Source organism: Bordetella trematum, from assembly GCF_900078335.1.
Taxonomy (GTDB): domain Bacteria; phylum Pseudomonadota; class Gammaproteobacteria; order Burkholderiales; family Burkholderiaceae_B; genus Bordetella; species Bordetella trematum.
Genome location: NZ_FKBR01000019.1, coordinates 419,963 through 436,207, shown reverse-complemented (window position 1 = coordinate 436,207; position 16,245 = coordinate 419,963). Strand labels below are relative to the sequence as shown.

Genomic DNA, 16,245 nt, shown 5'->3' with positions numbered 1-16,245 from the left:
TAGATATAACCAGAAAGAATATAGGACGAGGATTAAGTTCCTTAAAATTATTTAGAAATGACCTTACCCGCTCCGGCCCGACGGAGCCCACCGGATACCGAAGATGATCTTGCGCAAGCTGTTTGCCACCGCCCTGCTGGCCGCCGGAGTGCACGGCGCAGCCGCCGCTGCCGATACGCCACTGGAAATCGGCTACCTGCCCATCCTGCCCGACGCCCAGCTGTTCGTGGCGCTGGAAAGCGGCGCCCTCCAGAAAGGCGGGCTGGCCGCCCCCAAACTGGTGCAATTCCAGAGCGGGCCAGCCCTCACCCAGGCCCTGATCGCCGGCCAGCTCGACGCCGCCTATGTCGGCATCGGCCCGGCCCTGGTGGCGCGCGCCAAGGGCGCCGACATCAAGGTCGTCGCCTCAAACATCGTCGAGCAGGTCGGCGTGCTGGCGCTGCCCGCGCTCGCGCCCTATTTCGCCTCGGGCGACCCTGCCACCGCCTTTGCCCGCTTTGCCAAGGACAAAGGCCGCAAGGCCGTGATCGCCAGCTACCCCAAGGGCGCCGTGCCCGAGGCCGCGCTGCAGTATTGGCTGCGCAATGTGCTCAAGGCCGATCTGGCTGACATCGAGTTCGTCTACCAGGGCGAAGCGCAGATCCAGCAGTCCCTCATGACCGGCGCGGTCGATGCCGCCGCCGTGCTCGAACCCACCACGACCAGCGTGCTGGCCCGCCAGCCCGACGCCAGCGTGGTGGCGCGCGGCTCGCAGCTCTTTCCCAAGCAGCCCGGCGCCGTACTGCTGGTGCGCGAAAAGCTGATCGCCGAGCGCCCCGAAGCCGTGCGCACCCTGGTGCGCGCCCAGATCGAAGCCACCGACCTGCTGCGCGACGAACCGGCCAAGGCGGCCGCGCATGTACGCAAACACGTCGGCGGCGGTCGCCTGTCTGCCGATATCGTGGAGCAGGCTGTGCGCAATTCGCACGACCAGTTCGAGGCCGACCCGAAGGCCATCATCGAGGCCACTGCCAAGCTGCAGGACTTCCAGGCCAGCCTGGGCACCCAGGCGCAGCGCGTGGATGTCGACACGTTGTTCGACACCCGCTTCTATGACGAGGCCAAGGCGCGATGAATACCCAGGCCCTGCGGCTGAGCATGCCGCGCATGCCCCGTCGCTGGCCGCGCCGTCTGGTCTACGGTTTGGCCGGCGTGGCGTTGTTCGTGGCGCTCTGGAAGGCCGCCCAGGTATGGGAGTGGGCGCCGCGCGGCACGCTGCCCGACCCTTTCGCCCTGCCCGAAGCGCTGCTGCGCGAATGGCAGGACGGGCGTCTGCTGCCGGCCGTGGGCTCCAGTCTGGTGCACTATTTCTGGGGGCTGACGCTGGGCACGCTGCTGGGCTTTGGCGTTGGCCTGCTGGCTGCCACCCTGCCTCGCTTTGACATGCTGCAAGGTTATCTGGCGCGCGTGCTGCGGCCGATCCCGCCGCTGGCCTGGGTGGTCTTCGCGATTGCCTGGTTCAAGGTCAGCCATGCCGGCGCGGCCTTCGTGATCGCCATCGGCGTGTTCTGGGTCAATTATTTCGCCACCTACGCGGCCGTACGCAACGTCGACCCCCGACTTTATGAGCTGGCCCGCGCTTTCGGCCACGGCGGCTACCTGGCGCGCGCCTGGACCGTGACGCTGCCGGCGATCGCGCCCGGCGCGCTGTCCGGCGTGCGCGCCGGCATCGGCCAGGCCTGGATGACGCTGATCGCCGCCGAACTGCTGGGCGTGCCGGGCATGGGCCAGGAAATGAACGCGGCTGCCGGCGTCGGCGCCTATGACGCCGTGGTGGTCTACATGCTGACCATCTCGCTGGTCTACACGCTGTGCGACTTCGTCTACGGACGGCTGGAAAAAAGGATGCTGCAATGGCGCCCGTGATGCGTTTCGAGAACTTCGGCTACACCCATCCCGGCGCCGACCTGCCAGTGATCCGGGGTCTCACGCTGGATATCGAACCGGGCAGCTTCGTGGCCATCGTGGGCGGCTCGGGCGTGGGCAAATCCACCCTGCTGCGTGCTGCCGCCGGCCTGACCGAGGCCGGCACGGGCAGTGTGCACTTCGAGACGCGTTCCACGCCCGGGCGGCGTGCCCGCGCCGTAGTGTTCCAGGACAGCCGCCTGCTGCCGTGGCGGCGCGTGGCCGCCAACACGGCTTATGGCCTGGAAGGCCTGGGCCTGCCGGCTGCCGAACGCCGCCAGCGCGCCCACGACGCGCTGGCGCTCACCGGCATGGCCGGTTTCGAAGACCGCTGGCCGCACCAGCTTTCCGGCGGCCAGGCCCAGCGCGTGGGAATCGCCCGGGCCCTGGCCGTCAGGCCCGACCTGCTGCTGATGGATGAACCCTTCAGCGCCGTGGACGCGATCACCCGCCGCATGCTGCAGGGCGAACTGATCCGCGCCTGGCAGGCCAGCGGCGCGGCCGTGCTGTTTGTCACGCACGACATCGAGGAAGCCGTCTTTCTCGCCGACAGGGTGGTCGTGCTGGGCGGCCGCCCGGCCAACATTGCAGGTGTGTACGATGTAGGGCTCGCCCGCCCACGCGATCGCGGCCAGCCCGCCTTCGCCGAGGCGGTGGCTGCTGTTTCACGGATCCTCGAACATGCCTGACACCCTGCACGTCCTCATTCACGCGCCCACTCCGGACGCCTTGCGCCGCGCCCGCAACAACGCCGCCAACCTGATCAAGGCCGAACCCCAGGCGCAAGTGGAAATCATCGCCAACGCCGCCGCCGTGGCCGCCGCCCTGGCCGAACCGCACGCCACCGACGCGCAATTGCGGCTCTGCGGCAACACGCTGCAGAACACCGGCGCACAGGCGCCAGCCGCGCTGCAAGTGGTGCCGGCCGCCATCGTCCACCTGGCACGCCGCCAGGCCGAAGGCTGGGCTTATATCCGCGCCTGACGCGACCCCGGGGCCGGCCGACCGGCGCCCGGTCCAACGCGGCACCCGACTGACGCGAACGCCGCCACAGCCGGCCTAGCCGGATTGCCGCCCGAGCGGCTTTGCCACGCGGACACGGACGCGAAGTCCGTACCCCCTGCGGCCGCCCCGGTCACATCCGCAAACCGTGCAAAGCACGGTTTTTTTGCGTCTGGCGAGTACGGAAGAATCGACCGGGAAAACCATGATGGACTGCGTTATGGGTGACCCATACGATTTCATTAAATCGTTTTACCAATGTTCGCGCCACGCCCCGGCGCGACCCAATCAGGGATAGCTCATGACCAAGCAAGCCATGCTCGAGGCCATCGAATCCGAGCGCGACACACTCATCCAGTTCCTCCAGGCTTTCGTGCAAGCGCCCTCGCCCAACCCACCCGGCGACACGCGCGCCGCCGCGGCAGTCCTGCAGGATTTCCTGACCGCGCGTGGCGTACCGACAGAGATCATCGCTGCGCAAGAAACGATGCCCAACCTGGTGAGCGACTGTGAAGGCGCGCGCCCCGGGCCGCGCCTGATACTCAACGGCCATATCGACGTCTTTCCAGTTGGCGAGGCCCGGGGATGGGAGCGCGACCCCTGGTCCGGCGAGATCGAGAACGGCCGCCTGCATGGCCGCGGCACCTGCGACATGAAGACGGGAACGGCCGCCTCCGTCATAGCCTACAGCTACCTCTATGCACGTCGTCAGGCATTGGCGGGGAGCCTGGCGCTGACTGCGGTCTCCGATGAGGAAACCGGCGGTCGCTGGGGCACCCGCTGGCTGCTCGAGAACGACACCCGCTGGCGCGGCGACTGCGTACTCAATGGTGAACCGAGCAGCCTGGCCACCATTCGCTTTTCCGAGAAAGGCACGTTGCGGCTGAAGTTTGAAGTGCTGGCCGCGGGCGCCCACGGCGCCTACGTACACCGTAGCGAAAGCCCCACCCGCATCGCCGCGGCCCTGATCTATCGCCTGGCTGAGGTCGAGCGCATCGAGCCCGCACTGCCGCCGGCCTTGCGCGCGCACCTGCAGCGCGAGGAGGTGCGCTGTGCGCTGGATGTGGCCATGGGAGAGGGCGCCGCCGATGTGGTGACGCGCACCACGTTGAATGTCGGCGTGCTGCAGGGAGGCCTGAAGATCAACATGATCCCCGACAGCTGCCATTTCGAAGTCGACATCCGTCTGCCGGTGGGCACTGAGCCGCAGACCGTGCTGGCCTGCATCGAGACCATCATGCAGGACTTCCCGCAAGCGACGATGGAAGTCCAGCAATGGCACAGCACGCCACCCAACGTCTGCGCCCACGATCATCCGATGATCGACCTGATCGCGAACAATGCCGAAGCCATCACGGGGCTGCGTCCGGTCGCAGTGCCCTCGATCGGTTCGACGGACTGCCGCTATTGGCGACGCGCTGGCGTGCCCGCCTATGTCTACGGTCCGCCGCCCGGACGCATGGCCATGGCCAATGAATCCGTCGATCTGGAAGACTTCATCGCCGTGGTGAAGGTTCACGCCGCAGCTGCCTGGGACTACCTCGACGGCCAGGACTGAGTACGGCATTACTCTGCACAGCACACATAACAAGGGGACAAAGACATGAGCATCAAACGCATACTGGTCGCCAGTCTGGGGGCCTTTTTCATCGGCTTTGGCGCCGCCCAGGCCGGGTCGACCTTGCAGGTCGCCCTGACAACCAGCCTGAACAGCCTCGATCCCAACGTGACCACGCTGGGCGAGGAATACGTGTTCAATGGCTTGGTTTTCAGCGGCCTGACACGGATCGACGCCGACTCCAACGTGGTGCCCGACCTGGCCACGGAATGGTCGCCCTCCGAAGACCTTAAATCCTGGACCTTCAAGCTCAGACCGGACGTCAGATTCCACCACGGCAAACCGCTACAGGCAGAAGACGTGGTGTTCTCGTTCGAGCGCATCATGGATCCAGCCACAGGTTCGGCCGGGCGCAGCCAGATCGAGGTGCTCAAACAGGTCGAAGCGCTCGACCCGGCAACCGTGCGCTTCACGCTCTCGCAGCCCTATGCGGACTTTCCGGGGCTGCTTACCGGGCGTCAGATGCGCATTGTGGCCAAGGATCGTGCCAGCACCCTCAAGACCGAACCCAGCGGCACCGGCCCCTATCGCTTCCTGCGCTATACCCCCGGCGACCAGTTGGTGATGGAGCGCAACCCCGACTACTACGATCGCGACCGCATCAAGATAGACAACGTTGTACTGCGCGTCATGCCCGAGGCGGCCTCGCGCGTGGCAGCGCTGCGCTCGGGCAGCATCGACCTGATCTGGAACCTGCCGCTGGAGACCATCCCCGACCTGAAAGGCGACCCCGGCGTGACGATCGACTCCGTGGCCAGCGCCAGCTGGGACGGCATCGTGCTGAACAATGCCAAGCCCCCTTTCAACGATGCCCGGGTGCGCCGCGCCGTAAGGTTGGCGCTGGACAAGAAGGAACTGGTGCAGTTTGCGCTGTTCGGCGAAGGCAAGCCCACCCACACGCCGATCCCGCCCTCGTCACCGGCCTTCAACCATGACATCGGGTTTGAAACCGACTTGCCACGCGCGCGCCAGTTGCTGGCCGAAGCGGGCTATCCCAACGGTTTTTCGGTCGACATCTTTGTGCCGGCGGGCCGTCCGTCGCGCGAACGCCTGGGCGTGGCAGCGCAACAACTGCTGCGACCCTTGGGCATCAAGCTGAACGTACAGCGCGTACCCTACAACCGCTACGCCGCCGGCGTATCCGGTATCGCGCCCATGTATGTAGACGGCTTTTTCGCCAACCCGGTGATCGACGCAGCGACCACGCCCTGGTTTCACAGCACCGGCTCATGGAACTCGCGTATGTGGCACTTCTCCAGCCCACGCGCCGACCAGGCCCTGGACGCCGGCCGTGCGGCCACCGATGCCGCCCAGCAGAACCGCCATTACCAGGAGTTCCAGCAAGCCGTCGTCGAGGATGTCCCTGGCATCATCGCCTACGTCACCAATGTGGCATCGGCTTATCGCAGCAATCTCAAGAACTACCGCACCAACCCCTATCTCTGGATCGACCTGTTCGATGTGGAGATCGCCGACGACGGGAAATAAGCCATGTGGGCCTATCTCATCCGACGACTGGGCCATGTCGTCTTCGTGGTCGCGGTCATGGCCGTGCTGATCTTCCTGATCACCCAGGCCATGCCAGGCAACGTGGCCTATAGCATCGCCGGCCATTTTGCATCGCCCGAGCAGGTCGCTGCGGTCGAACAGCGCCTGGGCCTGCACGATCCGCTATGGACCCAGTTCTGGCGCTGGGCCGGCGGGGCGCTGCGCGGCGACATGGGCGACTCGCTGGTCATGGGGCGTCCGGTCGGCCCCCTCATCTCGGAAGCGCTGGGGCACTCGGCCCAGCTGGCCGTCGCCGCCCTGGCGCTGACGGCCCTGGGCGGAATCACCCTGGGCGTGGTCGCCGCCATCTGGCATGGCCGTTGGCCCGACCGGGCGGTGCTGGGCTTGTCCTGGCTGTCCATTTCGCTGCCGCAGTTTCTCATCGCCATCGTGCTGGTGCTGGTGGTGGCCGGCACGCTGGGCTGGCTACCCGCCACGGGCTATGCGCCGCTGTCGGCCGGAATCGGCGCCTGGCTGTCTCACCTGGTCATGCCGGTCTGCACCCTGGTATTGGGATTGCTCGCACACGTGGCCATGCTGCAGCGCTCAAGCATGCTGGAAGTCCTGAGCGCTCCTTATGTGCGGGCTGCCCGCGCCAAGGGATTGAAGGAACGAACCGTGATTTTCCGGCACGCCCTGCGCAATGCCCTTATCCCGACCGTCACAGTTCTCGCGCTGGATTTCGGCATTCTCATGGGCGGCATCGTGGTGGTGGAAACCATCTTTTCCTACCCTGGTCTGGGTCGCTTGCTCATCTTCGCCGTGGAGCAGAAAGACCTGCCCGTCCTGCAAGCTGGCGTACTTGCGGTCACCGTGATCTACGCCCTTGCCAATCTCGCGGCCGACATCGTCTATGCCGTGCTTGACCCCAGGATCCGCTATGGCAACCTCCGCAGCGCTTGACCGACTCCCACAGCCTCACCGCCCCCGGGCCCTGACGACGGGCGTCATCCTGCTGGCCATCATTCTGACCGTGTCGCTGGCCGCGCCCTGGATCGCGCCATACAGTTTCGAGGCCATGGATGCAGCGGCGCGCATGCAGCCGCCCAGCATGCAACATTGGCTGGGCACGGACGAATTCGGTAGAGATGTATTCAGCCGGGTGCTGTACGGCGGCAGCAGCTCCATTCTCCTGGGCGTGTGCGCCACCGCGCTGAGTTTCGCAATCGGCGTGCCACTGGGCCTGCTGGCAGGATACCTGCGCGGCTGGGTGGACGATGCGGTGATGCGCATGGTCGACATCGTAATCTCCGTGCCCCCAGTCATGCTGGGCCTGTTGATCCTGGCCTCCACGGATCCCAGCCTGTGGAAAGCAGCCCTGGCCGTCGGGATCATATACATCCCCATCATGATCCGACTGGCGCGCGGCATGACGCTCTCGCTGACACACGAAGAGTTCATCACCGCCGCGCGCGCGCGGGGAGAACGCCTCCCCTGGATTCTGTTGCGCGAGATCCTCCCCAATGCGCTGCCTCCCCTCATCGTCGAGGCTTCCTTGCGCGTGAGTTTCGCCATTCTGCTGGGCGCCGTCTTCAGTTTTCTCGGTCTCGGCACCCAGCCGCCCTCCTCCGACTGGGGACTGATGGTCGCTGAAGCCCGCCCCTATCTGGAGCGCGCCCCGTGGGTAGCGCTCGCCCCGGGATTGGCCATCTGCCTGACCGTCATCGCGGTCAATCTCACGGGCGAAGGACTGCGCCAGTCCCTGGACACTCGCGGCCGACACAGGAGCTGACATGACGCATCACCCTATTCTGGATATCGAAAAACTGGATGTCCGCTACGGCTCCCAGACCGTACTGCACGGCGTCGATCTGCAATTGCCGCGCGGCGACTCGGTGGGGATCGTAGGCGAAAGCGGCTCAGGAAAAAGCACGCTGGCCTGGGCCATCCTGGGGCTGCTTCCGCCCGGCGGGGTCGTCAGCGGCGGCAGCCTGCGCTTTAACGGCCAGGACATCCTTGGAAGACCGGCAAGCGCGCTGCGCGGCGGGCGCATCGCCATGGTTTTCCAGGATCCCTTTACCGCGCTCAACCCCAGCCTTCCCATCGGACGTCAGATCACCGAAGTGCTCATCGAGCGCGGCCTGGCCGACGCCCACTCGGCCCGCACCGAAGCCTTGCGGCTCATGGACGAAGTGCGTCTGCCGCGCGCCGAGACGCTGCTGCACGCCTATCCGCACCAGTTGTCCGGCGGCATGAAGCAACGCGTAGTCATCGCCACCGCACTGGCCTGTTCCCCGGAACTGCTGTTGCTGGACGAGCCCACCACCGCACTGGACGTCACGGTCGAGGCGCGCATCCTGGACCTGCTCGACGAGCTGCGCAAGGACCGTGGACTGAGCATGATGTTCATCAGCCACAACATCGGCCTGGTCGAACGCATGTGCTCACGCGTCACCGTCTTGCGCCATGGCAAGGTACAGGAAAGCGGGCCTGCCACACAGGTCTTGTGGCAGCCTCGCCATGCTTACACGCGCAAGCTGCTGGCCGCGCTTCCACGCCTGCGCTACGACCAACCGCCTGCGCCCGCACCCGCAGCCGTCATTGCCCAGGCGCGCAACGTCAGCCTGAGTTTTCGCAGCGTCCATCCGCTGGGCGGACTGGCGCGGGTGCTCCGCTTGCCCGAGCCCCCCAGCGTTGCGGCGCTGTCCGGGGTTTCGCTGTCACTGCACCCTGGCGAAGTGGTCGGCCTGGTGGGGGAAAGCGGCTCGGGAAAATCCACGCTTGGGCGCTGCCTGATCGGCCTGCAGGCACCCGACTCGGGCCAGGTGGAGCTCGAGGGACACGACATCTACGCGGCCCGCGGCGCCACCGCCAGGCAATTGCGACGCCGCTCGCAGATGGTATTCCAGAACCCCGACTCATCGCTCAATCCTCGCCACCGCATCGGCGAGGTCCTGCGCCGCCCCCTGCAACTGCTGGGCATGCCTCGCACGCGCCAGCAGGCCCGCATCGATGAGCTGCTGGATCTGGTGCGTCTGCCGCGCCACTACGTGGACCGCTACCCCCACCAACTGAGCGGCGGAGAAAAGCAACGAGTCGGCATCGCGCGCACGCTGGCTCTGGAGCCTTCGGTTCTGGTATGCGACGAAGCGACTTCGGCGCTGGATGTCTCCGTGCAGGCGGCCATCCTGGAACTGCTGCAGGACCTGCGCGACCGGCTGGGCGTTGCTATGCTGTTCATATCCCACGATCTGGCCGTCGTTTCGCAGATCGCCGACCGCGTCGTGGTCATGCGCCACGGCGTCATCGTCGAACAAGGCCAGACCGGCGCGCTCATGCGCCATCCGCAGCACGAGTACACGCGTCAACTGCTGGCCAGCGTCCCGCCTTTCGTAGCGCAGCGTAGCCTGAAGGCTGCCTGACACAGCCGCGAACCCGGGAGTTGTGCGCCTATAATTCAGCGCATGACTCCCGTCCCTCGCACGTGATTCCGTGACGGCGCCACACAAGCCCAAAACGGTCAAAATCGTGGACGTCGCCCGCGCGGCCAACGTCTCGCCGGCCGTCGTCTCGCGCATCCTGAGCAACGACGGCAAACTGGTAGTGCGCGATGACACGCGCGCGCGCGTGCAACAAGCCATAGAAGCCTTGGGCTACATCCCCAATCCGCAAGCACGCGGCCTGCGGCTCTCACGCTCCAATACCCTGGCGATGATCGTCCCCGAGCTCAACAGCCCGGTGTTCCCGGTCATCATCCAGGGAGCCCAGCGAGCGGCCTGGGAGCGGGGCTACTCCCTGTTGGTGGGCGGCATGGGCGGCGAGGAGGAGGACCCGAAAGTCGCCGCGCGCCTGCTGCGCAGCAATCGTATCGACGGCCTGCTGGTGACCACCGGCCGCCATGAAGCGCAAATGCTGCAGGAGCTCAAGACACTCAGCGCCCCGTTCGTGCTGGTCAACCGCTATCTGGATGACGCGCACCCCTACGCCACCTTGGACGAACGTGCTGCGGCCGACGCGCTGACCCGGCACCTGATTTCACTGGGGCACCAACGCATCGCCTTCCTGGGAGGGGTGCATCGCACCGTCGGCGAACGCCGGGTGGCGGGTTACGCCGACGCACTGCAGCAGGCCGGGCTGCCGTGGCGGCAAGAACTGGTCATCGACGCCGGTTACTACAAGCATGGCGGCGAGACCGGGCTGCGCCAGCTGATGGCCCTGGACGAACCGCCCACGGCCATTCTGGCCACCAACGAGATCGTGGCTGCTGGCGCGATGGCCAGTGCCCACGCGCTGGGACTGCGCATGCCGCAGGATCTTTCGCTGGCCAGCCTTTCCGATGGCATGGTCGCCGAGCTGCTCACGCCATCGCTGACCGCAGCGCGCTTTCCGCTGGACAGGCTGGGGTACCAGGCCACGTCCATGTTGGTGGACATCGTCGAAGGCCGGCCGCTCGAGCAGCCGGGCCTGCAACTGCCGCACGAAGCCATTATCCCGCGTCAATCCACCGGCGCCCCATCCGCCAGACGGCGCCGACGCGCCGTGCCTGCCAGATGAGTGCAGCCGCTTTCCCAAGCTCGCCGACGGCGGGAGAGAGATCCGCCAGACACGCCGCCAGCCCCGGGGACCGGGCCGGTATCCGCGTGGCATCCCCGCACAGCCGGGCGACATGAAAAAAACGGCCGCATTTGCGGCCGTTCCTGCTCAGGGCAGACGCAGGCGGCTTAGTCCACCTGCGCGCCCGAGCGGCGTACCACGTCGCCCCACTTCTCGACCTCGGCGGCCACGAATTCGCCCGTCGCCTTGGGAGTGCTGGGCATGGCCTGCGCACCGCGATCGGAGAAGAACTTGCGCATGCCCTCGGCGTCGAGCACCTTGCCGATGTCCTGGCTCAGGCGGTCGGTGATCTCGGCGGGCGTACCGGCGGGCGCCAGCACGGCAGCCCAGCCGATGGCCTCGAAGCCCGGATAACCGCTTTCGGCAACCGTCGGCACCTGGGGCAACTGTTCCAGCCGCTTGGCGGTGGTCACGGCCAGCGGCACGGCCTTGCCGCTCTGGATGTGGGGCAGCCCGGCGGTGACCGAGTCGACCATCAGCGGCACCTGGTTGCCCAGGAAATCCGCCTGGGCCGGGCCGCTGCCCTTGTACGGGATGTGGCGGATATCGACGTCGGCGGCGGCCTTGAACATCTCGGCCGACAGATGCTGGGTGCCACCGATGCCGGCGCTGGCGTACACCAGGTCACCCGGCTTGGCGCGCGCCTGCTCGACCAGGCTCTTGATGCTGTCGATGCCGGCGGCCGGATTGGCCAGGAATACCAGCGGCACCGAGAACACGCCCGAAACCGGCGCGAAATCCTTGGTCAGGCTGTAGCCGATATTGTTGTAGAGCGTCTGGTTGACGGCCGCGGCGCTGCCGGCGACCACCAGCGTGTAGCCATCGGGCGTGGCGCGGGCGGCTTCGGCCATGCCGATGTTGCTGCCGGCCCCGGCGCGGTTTTCCACGATGATGGGCTGCTTGAGCTCGGCGCTGAGCTTCTCGGCCAGCGCGCGGGCGAAGATGTCGGTAGCCTGCCCGGGCGGGAAAGGCACGATCAGGCGCACCGGGCGCTCGGGATAGGCGGCATGGACGGCAAAGCTGGCCGATGCCATAACGACGCCGGTGCACAGCCCGGCGAGAATGCGTTTCATGGTCATGACACGTCGAAGAAAAAGAGAGGAAGGGCTTGCGGCGGCGCATGGCGCGCCTTGTGGGCTGCCCTGCTCCGCTCGCGACGCGCCCCGGCCGCATCCGGCCGCCACAGGCGCTGCAAGGGGGTAGTTCGGGCCGCCAGACCCGGCCCACATGATACGTGCAAACGCCGGCACTGTCCGGCCACGCCCCCGGGCTCAGGCCTGGCGGGGATCCCGCGGCGTGTCCAGCACCAATTGATAGAAAGCCGCATCGAGCCAGCGACCGAACTTGAATCCCACCTGGCGCACGGTGCCGGCATGGGTGAAGCCCGCCTGCTCATGCAGGGCGATACTGCGCTGGTTGGCGGTATCGATGCAACCGATCATCACATGTCGCTGCGCCTGGCGCGCACGTGCGATCAAGGTGCGCAGCAGCAGGCCGCCCAGGCCCCGGCCCCGTTCTTCGGGATGAACATAGATGCTGTGCTCGACGGTGTACTGGTAGGCGGCATGGGCACGAAAGGCGCCCCAGGTGGCGAACCCCAGCAGGCGGCCTTGCGCATCGACCGCGCCCACGACCGGATGCCCGCCCGCCCGCTTGGCGGCGAACCAGTCGATCATGGCTTCGGCAGGCCGGGGCGCGTAGTCGTAGATGGCCGTCGAATGGAGGATGGCGTCGTTGAGGATGGCCAGGATCTCGGCCGAGTGCCCGGCTTCGGTGCAGTCGATCAGGCGTACCCCTGCGGTGGAACTTGCGGTCATCAATCACTCCGGAACGACCCTGGCATTTTCTCCAGCCGCAGCAGAGGCTGTCAATCTGCACCTGCCGGCAAGCTGTTGCTATGCTCAGGCCTGACCTTTCTTCGCTGTCGTCCCATGCCACAACCCCGCGGCGTCGATGCGCAAGGCCGTATCGCCCAGCTTCCCGACACCCCTGTCCCGGCTCCCTTCGACTGCCTGCTGAAGACGGCGGGCGACACCCTGCAGCAAGCACTGGGGCCCTCGATTCACAGCCTCTATGTGTACGGCAGCGTAGCGCGCGGCACCGCCCGCGTCGGGCAATCCGACCTGGATCTATGCCTGCTGCTGCACACGCCTGCCACGCCGGCGCAACAGGCGCAGATCGACGCGCTGCGGGCGGATCTGCAGACCCGCTGTGCCGGGATCGTGACCAAGGTGGATATCGACCTGGGCGACGCCGCCACCGCCCTGGCGCCGGCCCACCGCCTGAGCTGGGGATACTGGCTCAAGCACCATTGCCGCTGCATCGCCGGCCCGGACCTGGCTGCGCGCATTGCGCCTTTCACGCCGTCGCGCGACATCGCCCTGGCGGTCAACGAGGGTTACGACGCCGCACTTCGATCGCTGGCCACAAGGATACGGCGAGCAGGCGGCGACGCCGCGCTGCAGAAACAGGCAGCCCGCCAATGGATCCGCGCCACCCATATCCTGTGCGCCGGCGATGAGCCCGGCTGGCCCCAGACCCTGCAAGACTATGCCGACCACTGCCGGCGGAGCCACCCGGCGCTGGCCGCCGGCCTGAGTTTCATGCTGGCTCAGGCCGACACCCCCGACGCACCCGCCGAGTCTTTCGCGCGGACCCTGGAGGGGCTGCTGGACACCATGCAGACCCTCCAGGCGCAGCAACGCCGCAACGCCGGCGCGCGTTCCCCTTGAGCGGGCGCGTCACTCAGACCACAATACCGCCGGGTGCGCGCCGCACCATGGCCAGCCGATCCGGCGTCTGGCCGCTCCCCTCCGTTTCGCCGCTCCGGACAGATCCAAGGCTCGCATGATGTCCCTTTCTGCTGTTCAGTCCTTACTCGCTTGTTGCCTGGTGCTGGTCGTCGGCCGGGTCTTGACGACCCGCGTGAGCCTGCTGGAGCGCTACAGCATCCCCGTGCCGATCGTCGGCGGCCTGCTGTTTTCCGTGCTGGCCACGATGCTGGCCGCCTGGGGCAACGTGCAGGTCGCCCTGGAAACCACCATCCGGCCCACCTTGCTGCTGATCTTCTTCGGCTGCGTGGGCCTGACTGCCAACCTGAAACTGCTGGCGCGCGGCGGCCCCAGACTGATCGGCCTGCTGCTGGTGCTGGTGCCCTATCTGATCCTGCAGAATGCCGTCGGGCTGGGCCTGGCATGGCTGCTGGACCTGCATCCCCTGATGGGCCTGATCGGCGGCAGCATCACGCTGCTGGGCGGCCACGGCACCGGCGCGGCCTACGCGGCGCGTTTCGCCGACATCAACAACATCCAGGATGTGATGGCGCTGGCCATGACGGCCTCGACCATCGGCCTGGTGCTGGGCGGGGTCCTGGGCGGGCCGGTCGGCGAGTGGCTGATCAAGCGCAACACGCTGGCTGCGGGCGCCCGAACCCGCAACGCCCAGCCGCAACAGGCGGCCGAGGTCGCCGCCGAAGCGCCCGACACCACGGCTTTCATCACGTCGTTGACGGCGGTTTTCGTGACGCTGGTGGCAGGCTCTTACCTGGCCGGTCTGGTCGAGAATGCGCCGATCAGCCTGCCCAACTTCCTGTGGTGCCTGGCCACCGGCATCCTGATCCGCAACCTCGGCCCCAAAGTGGGCTTTCACCTCAATGACCGGGTCACCGACATCGTCGGCTCGATCGCGCTGTCGCTGTTCCTGGGCCTGACCATGATGACCATGGACCTCTCCAGCGTCATCAGCCTGGCCGGCCCGCTGGCCCTGATGCTGGCAGTGCAGGCGCTGGTCTGCGCGCTGTATTCGGCCTGGGTGGTGTTTCGCGTGCTCAAGCGCGACTACGAAGGCGCGGTCATTTCGGCCGCCTTCTGCGGCTTCGGCCTGGGCGCCACCGCCACGGCCATCGCCAACATGCAGGCCCTCACCCGACGCCACGGCCCGGCACCCGAAGCCTTTATCGTGGTGCCGGTCACCGGCGCCTTTCTGGTGGACATCCTCAACGTGATCGTACTGACGTCCTTCATCGCCTTGCCCTTCGTGGGAGGGATGTAATCATGTTCCGCTGGCTGACTCTCGCTTTCTGCCTGCTGCTGGCGGCCTGCGGCCGCGCGCCCGACGCCGAGGCGCTGCGCCAGGACGTCGCCCGGCAGCTGGATGCCGCCTATGGCGGCCAACCCTTTGACATCGTCGAGTTGCGCCGCATGGGCTCGGCCGCCGACAGCGGCGCGCCGGCCGGCGAAACCCGCCGGGTGGTCTATTACGACCTGGTGCTGCGCGTGAACAAGCCCATCACGCTGGGTGCCTGGGACCAGCCGGGCGCCGCCTCCCTGGTAACCCTGCTGGGCGCCGGACCGCGCAGCATCCGCGGCGTGAAATCCGGCGGCAACGCCGCCGGCGACGAAATCATTGCGCACGGCAGCGCCATCTACCGCCAGCAGGATGGCAACTGGACCCTGGTCACCCCGGCGGCGTTTCGCGCTGCCCAGGCGCCGGCTTTGGAGGACGGCGCGCCCGCCCCGGTGACGCGCCAGTTGCTGGAGTCCCTGGAGCAGATCACCCGCTCGGTTCCCTACAGCGCATCCAGCACCGCGCAACGCGTCGTGCAACAGGAGCTGGAGCGCTCGGTGGCCCGCATCAATGGACGCCTGGCGCGCCTGCAGAACGGCTACCCGCTGGCCGCCGGCCCCGACAAGGGTGAGTACCTGGCCTTCGGGCAGGCCCTGGCGCAGGTCGCCCGCAACGAACAGGTGCGCGTGATTCCCCTGCTGACCGAAGGCAGCGTCGACAACATCGCCATGCTGCGCAATGGCGCCGCCGTGGCCGCACTGGCCCAGGCCGACACCGCCGGCCAGGCCTACGACGGCACCGGCCCCTTCGCCAACCAGGGACCATTCACCGGCCTGCGGGCGCTGGGCAGCCTCTACCCCGAGCTGGTGCATATCGTGGCGCGCCAGGACGATGGCGTCGCCAGCGTGCAGGATCTGCGGGGCAAACGAATTGCCCTGGGCCCGCTCGACTCGGCTGTGCGCAATACGCTCGAAACCGTGCTTGCCGCGCACGGCCTGCAGGCCGGCCGGGACTACACCGTGAACGACACCCCGGCCGCAGCCGCCCTGCCCCTGCTGAACGAAGGCGCCGTGGACGCCGTCGCCCAGGTGATCGGCATTCCTGCCACGCCGCTGCGCGCCGCGCTCGCCCAGGCCGGGCTGAAACTGGTGCCGCTGGAGCGCAGCGCCATCGCCACGCTGGCACAGGCCAACCCGGTGCTGCTGGCGCTGGACATTCCGGCCGGCGCCTATCCCAACCAACCGCAGGCCATCCCCACCGTGGGCATGGCCGCCCTGTTGGTGACCACCGCCGACCTCACCCGCGACGAGGCCGCGCACGTGGTCAATGTCATCTATCGCAGAGGCCAGGACATGCTGGCCGCCGGCTCGGCCCAGGGCGCGCAGGTTTCGCCCGTCAATGCCCTGGTCGGCCTGAGCGTGCCCATGCACGACGGCGCACTGGAAGCCCTCCAGAAACTGATCAGCGCCCCGACGCCCAGCGCCATCTTGCCGTAACTCAGCCGGCCCGCGTCT

Annotated in this window: 15 protein-coding genes; 13 read left to right on the top strand and 2 right to left on the bottom strand. The window is 67.2% G+C overall.

What is annotated here, in order from left to right; all coding sequences use genetic code 11:
* Positions 1–106 precede the first annotated feature (106 nt).
* From A7V84_RS10700 to A7V84_RS10655, 10 genes are all read left to right on the top strand, one after another.
* On the top strand, positions 107–1,114 hold the full coding sequence (locus A7V84_RS10700; RefSeq protein WP_063492573.1) for an ABC transporter substrate-binding protein: 1,008 nt from the start codon (positions 107–109) through the stop codon (positions 1,112–1,114).
* On the top strand, positions 1,111–1,905 hold the full coding sequence (locus A7V84_RS10695) for an ABC transporter permease (RefSeq protein WP_231886707.1): 795 nt from the start codon (positions 1,111–1,113) through the stop codon (positions 1,903–1,905). The genes A7V84_RS10700 and A7V84_RS10695 overlap by 4 nt, the downstream gene beginning before the upstream one ends.
* Complete coding sequence (locus tag A7V84_RS10690; RefSeq protein WP_063491896.1) at positions 1,893–2,633, top strand: ABC transporter ATP-binding protein; 741 nt, start codon at positions 1,893–1,895, stop codon at positions 2,631–2,633. Before A7V84_RS10695 ends, A7V84_RS10690 begins: the two co-directional genes overlap by 13 nt.
* The gene (locus A7V84_RS10685; protein WP_063491895.1) at positions 2,626–2,928 is read left to right on the top strand and encodes a DsrE family protein; all 303 of its coding nucleotides are present in this window, start codon (positions 2,626–2,628) and stop codon (positions 2,926–2,928) included. Before A7V84_RS10690 ends, A7V84_RS10685 begins: the two co-directional genes overlap by 8 nt.
* 319 nt (positions 2,929–3,247) lie before the next feature.
* Positions 3,248–4,504: a M20 family metallopeptidase gene (locus A7V84_RS10680; RefSeq protein ID WP_063491894.1), complete on the top strand. Its 1,257-nt coding sequence runs from the start codon at positions 3,248–3,250 to the stop codon at positions 4,502–4,504.
* A gap of 45 nt (positions 4,505–4,549) precedes the next feature.
* On the top strand, positions 4,550–6,052 hold the full coding sequence (locus A7V84_RS10675; RefSeq protein ID WP_063491893.1) for an ABC transporter substrate-binding protein: 1,503 nt from the start codon (positions 4,550–4,552) through the stop codon (positions 6,050–6,052).
* Positions 6,053–6,055: 3 nt separating this feature from the next.
* Entirely contained in the window at positions 6,056–7,015 is a 960-nt protein-coding gene (locus A7V84_RS10670) for an ABC transporter permease (RefSeq protein ID WP_063491892.1), read from the top strand.
* Positions 6,993–7,844: an ABC transporter permease gene (locus A7V84_RS10665; RefSeq protein WP_063491891.1), complete on the top strand. Its 852-nt coding sequence runs from the start codon at positions 6,993–6,995 to the stop codon at positions 7,842–7,844. The genes A7V84_RS10670 and A7V84_RS10665 overlap by 23 nt, the downstream gene beginning before the upstream one ends.
* A gap of 1 nt (position 7,845) precedes the next feature.
* Complete coding sequence (locus A7V84_RS10660; RefSeq protein WP_063491890.1) at positions 7,846–9,474, top strand: dipeptide ABC transporter ATP-binding protein; 1,629 nt, start codon at positions 7,846–7,848, stop codon at positions 9,472–9,474.
* A 70-nt stretch (positions 9,475–9,544) separates the two neighbouring features.
* Complete coding sequence (locus A7V84_RS10655) at positions 9,545–10,606, top strand: LacI family DNA-binding transcriptional regulator (protein WP_063491889.1); 1,062 nt, start codon at positions 9,545–9,547, stop codon at positions 10,604–10,606.
* 167 nt (positions 10,607–10,773) lie between these two features.
* Here A7V84_RS10655 and A7V84_RS10650 read toward each other — a convergent pair whose 3' ends face one another.
* Both A7V84_RS10650 and A7V84_RS10645 read right to left on the bottom strand, forming a co-directional pair.
* The gene (locus tag A7V84_RS10650; RefSeq protein ID WP_025512881.1) at positions 10,774–11,739 is read right to left on the bottom strand and encodes a Bug family tripartite tricarboxylate transporter substrate binding protein; all 966 of its coding nucleotides are present in this window, start codon (positions 11,737–11,739) and stop codon (positions 10,774–10,776) included.
* A 198-nt stretch (positions 11,740–11,937) separates the two neighbouring features.
* On the bottom strand, positions 11,938–12,483 hold the full coding sequence (locus A7V84_RS10645) for a GNAT family N-acetyltransferase (RefSeq protein WP_033535431.1): 546 nt from the start codon (positions 12,481–12,483) through the stop codon (positions 11,938–11,940).
* A gap of 114 nt (positions 12,484–12,597) precedes the next feature.
* On the opposite strand from A7V84_RS10645, the gene A7V84_RS10640 reads away from it, so the two are divergent.
* From A7V84_RS10640 to A7V84_RS10630, 3 genes are all read left to right on the top strand, one after another.
* Positions 12,598–13,398 carry a nucleotidyltransferase domain-containing protein gene (locus tag A7V84_RS10640; RefSeq protein ID WP_025512883.1) on the top strand — a complete coding sequence of 267 codons (801 nt, stop codon included), beginning with the start codon at positions 12,598–12,600 and terminating at the stop codon, positions 13,396–13,398.
* A gap of 115 nt (positions 13,399–13,513) precedes the next feature.
* Positions 13,514–14,716, top strand: a complete 1,203-nt coding sequence (gltS, locus tag A7V84_RS10635) for a sodium/glutamate symporter (protein ID WP_025512884.1) — start codon at positions 13,514–13,516, stop codon at positions 14,714–14,716.
* 2 nt (positions 14,717–14,718) lie between these two features.
* Complete coding sequence (locus A7V84_RS10630) at positions 14,719–16,227, top strand: TAXI family TRAP transporter solute-binding subunit (RefSeq protein ID WP_063491888.1); 1,509 nt, start codon at positions 14,719–14,721, stop codon at positions 16,225–16,227.
* Positions 16,228–16,245: the final 18 nt, after the last annotated feature.

Coding starts and splice junctions, on each gene's coding strand:
- A7V84_RS10695 (WP_231886707.1), top strand. CDS start 1,111: ATGAATACCCAGGCCCTGCGGCTGAGCATGCCGCGCATGCCCCGTCGC.
- A7V84_RS10650 (WP_025512881.1), bottom strand. CDS start 11,739: ATGAAACGCATTCTCGCCGGGCTGTGCACCGGCGTCGTTATGGCATCG.
- gltS (WP_025512884.1), top strand. CDS start 13,514: ATGATGTCCCTTTCTGCTGTTCAGTCCTTACTCGCTTGTTGCCTGGTG.
- A7V84_RS10640 (WP_025512883.1), top strand. CDS start 12,598: ATGCCACAACCCCGCGGCGTCGATGCGCAAGGCCGTATCGCCCAGCTT.
- A7V84_RS10665 (WP_063491891.1), top strand. CDS start 6,993: ATGGCAACCTCCGCAGCGCTTGACCGACTCCCACAGCCTCACCGCCCC.
- A7V84_RS10660 (WP_063491890.1), top strand. CDS start 7,846: ATGACGCATCACCCTATTCTGGATATCGAAAAACTGGATGTCCGCTAC.
- A7V84_RS10685 (WP_063491895.1), top strand. CDS start 2,626: ATGCCTGACACCCTGCACGTCCTCATTCACGCGCCCACTCCGGACGCC.
- A7V84_RS10670 (WP_063491892.1), top strand. CDS start 6,056: ATGTGGGCCTATCTCATCCGACGACTGGGCCATGTCGTCTTCGTGGTC.
- A7V84_RS10645 (WP_033535431.1), bottom strand. CDS start 12,483: ATGACCGCAAGTTCCACCGCAGGGGTACGCCTGATCGACTGCACCGAA.
- A7V84_RS10690 (WP_063491896.1), top strand. CDS start 1,893: ATGGCGCCCGTGATGCGTTTCGAGAACTTCGGCTACACCCATCCCGGC.
- A7V84_RS10680 (WP_063491894.1), top strand. CDS start 3,248: ATGACCAAGCAAGCCATGCTCGAGGCCATCGAATCCGAGCGCGACACA.
- A7V84_RS10675 (WP_063491893.1), top strand. CDS start 4,550: ATGAGCATCAAACGCATACTGGTCGCCAGTCTGGGGGCCTTTTTCATC.
- A7V84_RS10630 (WP_063491888.1), top strand. CDS start 14,719: ATGTTCCGCTGGCTGACTCTCGCTTTCTGCCTGCTGCTGGCGGCCTGC.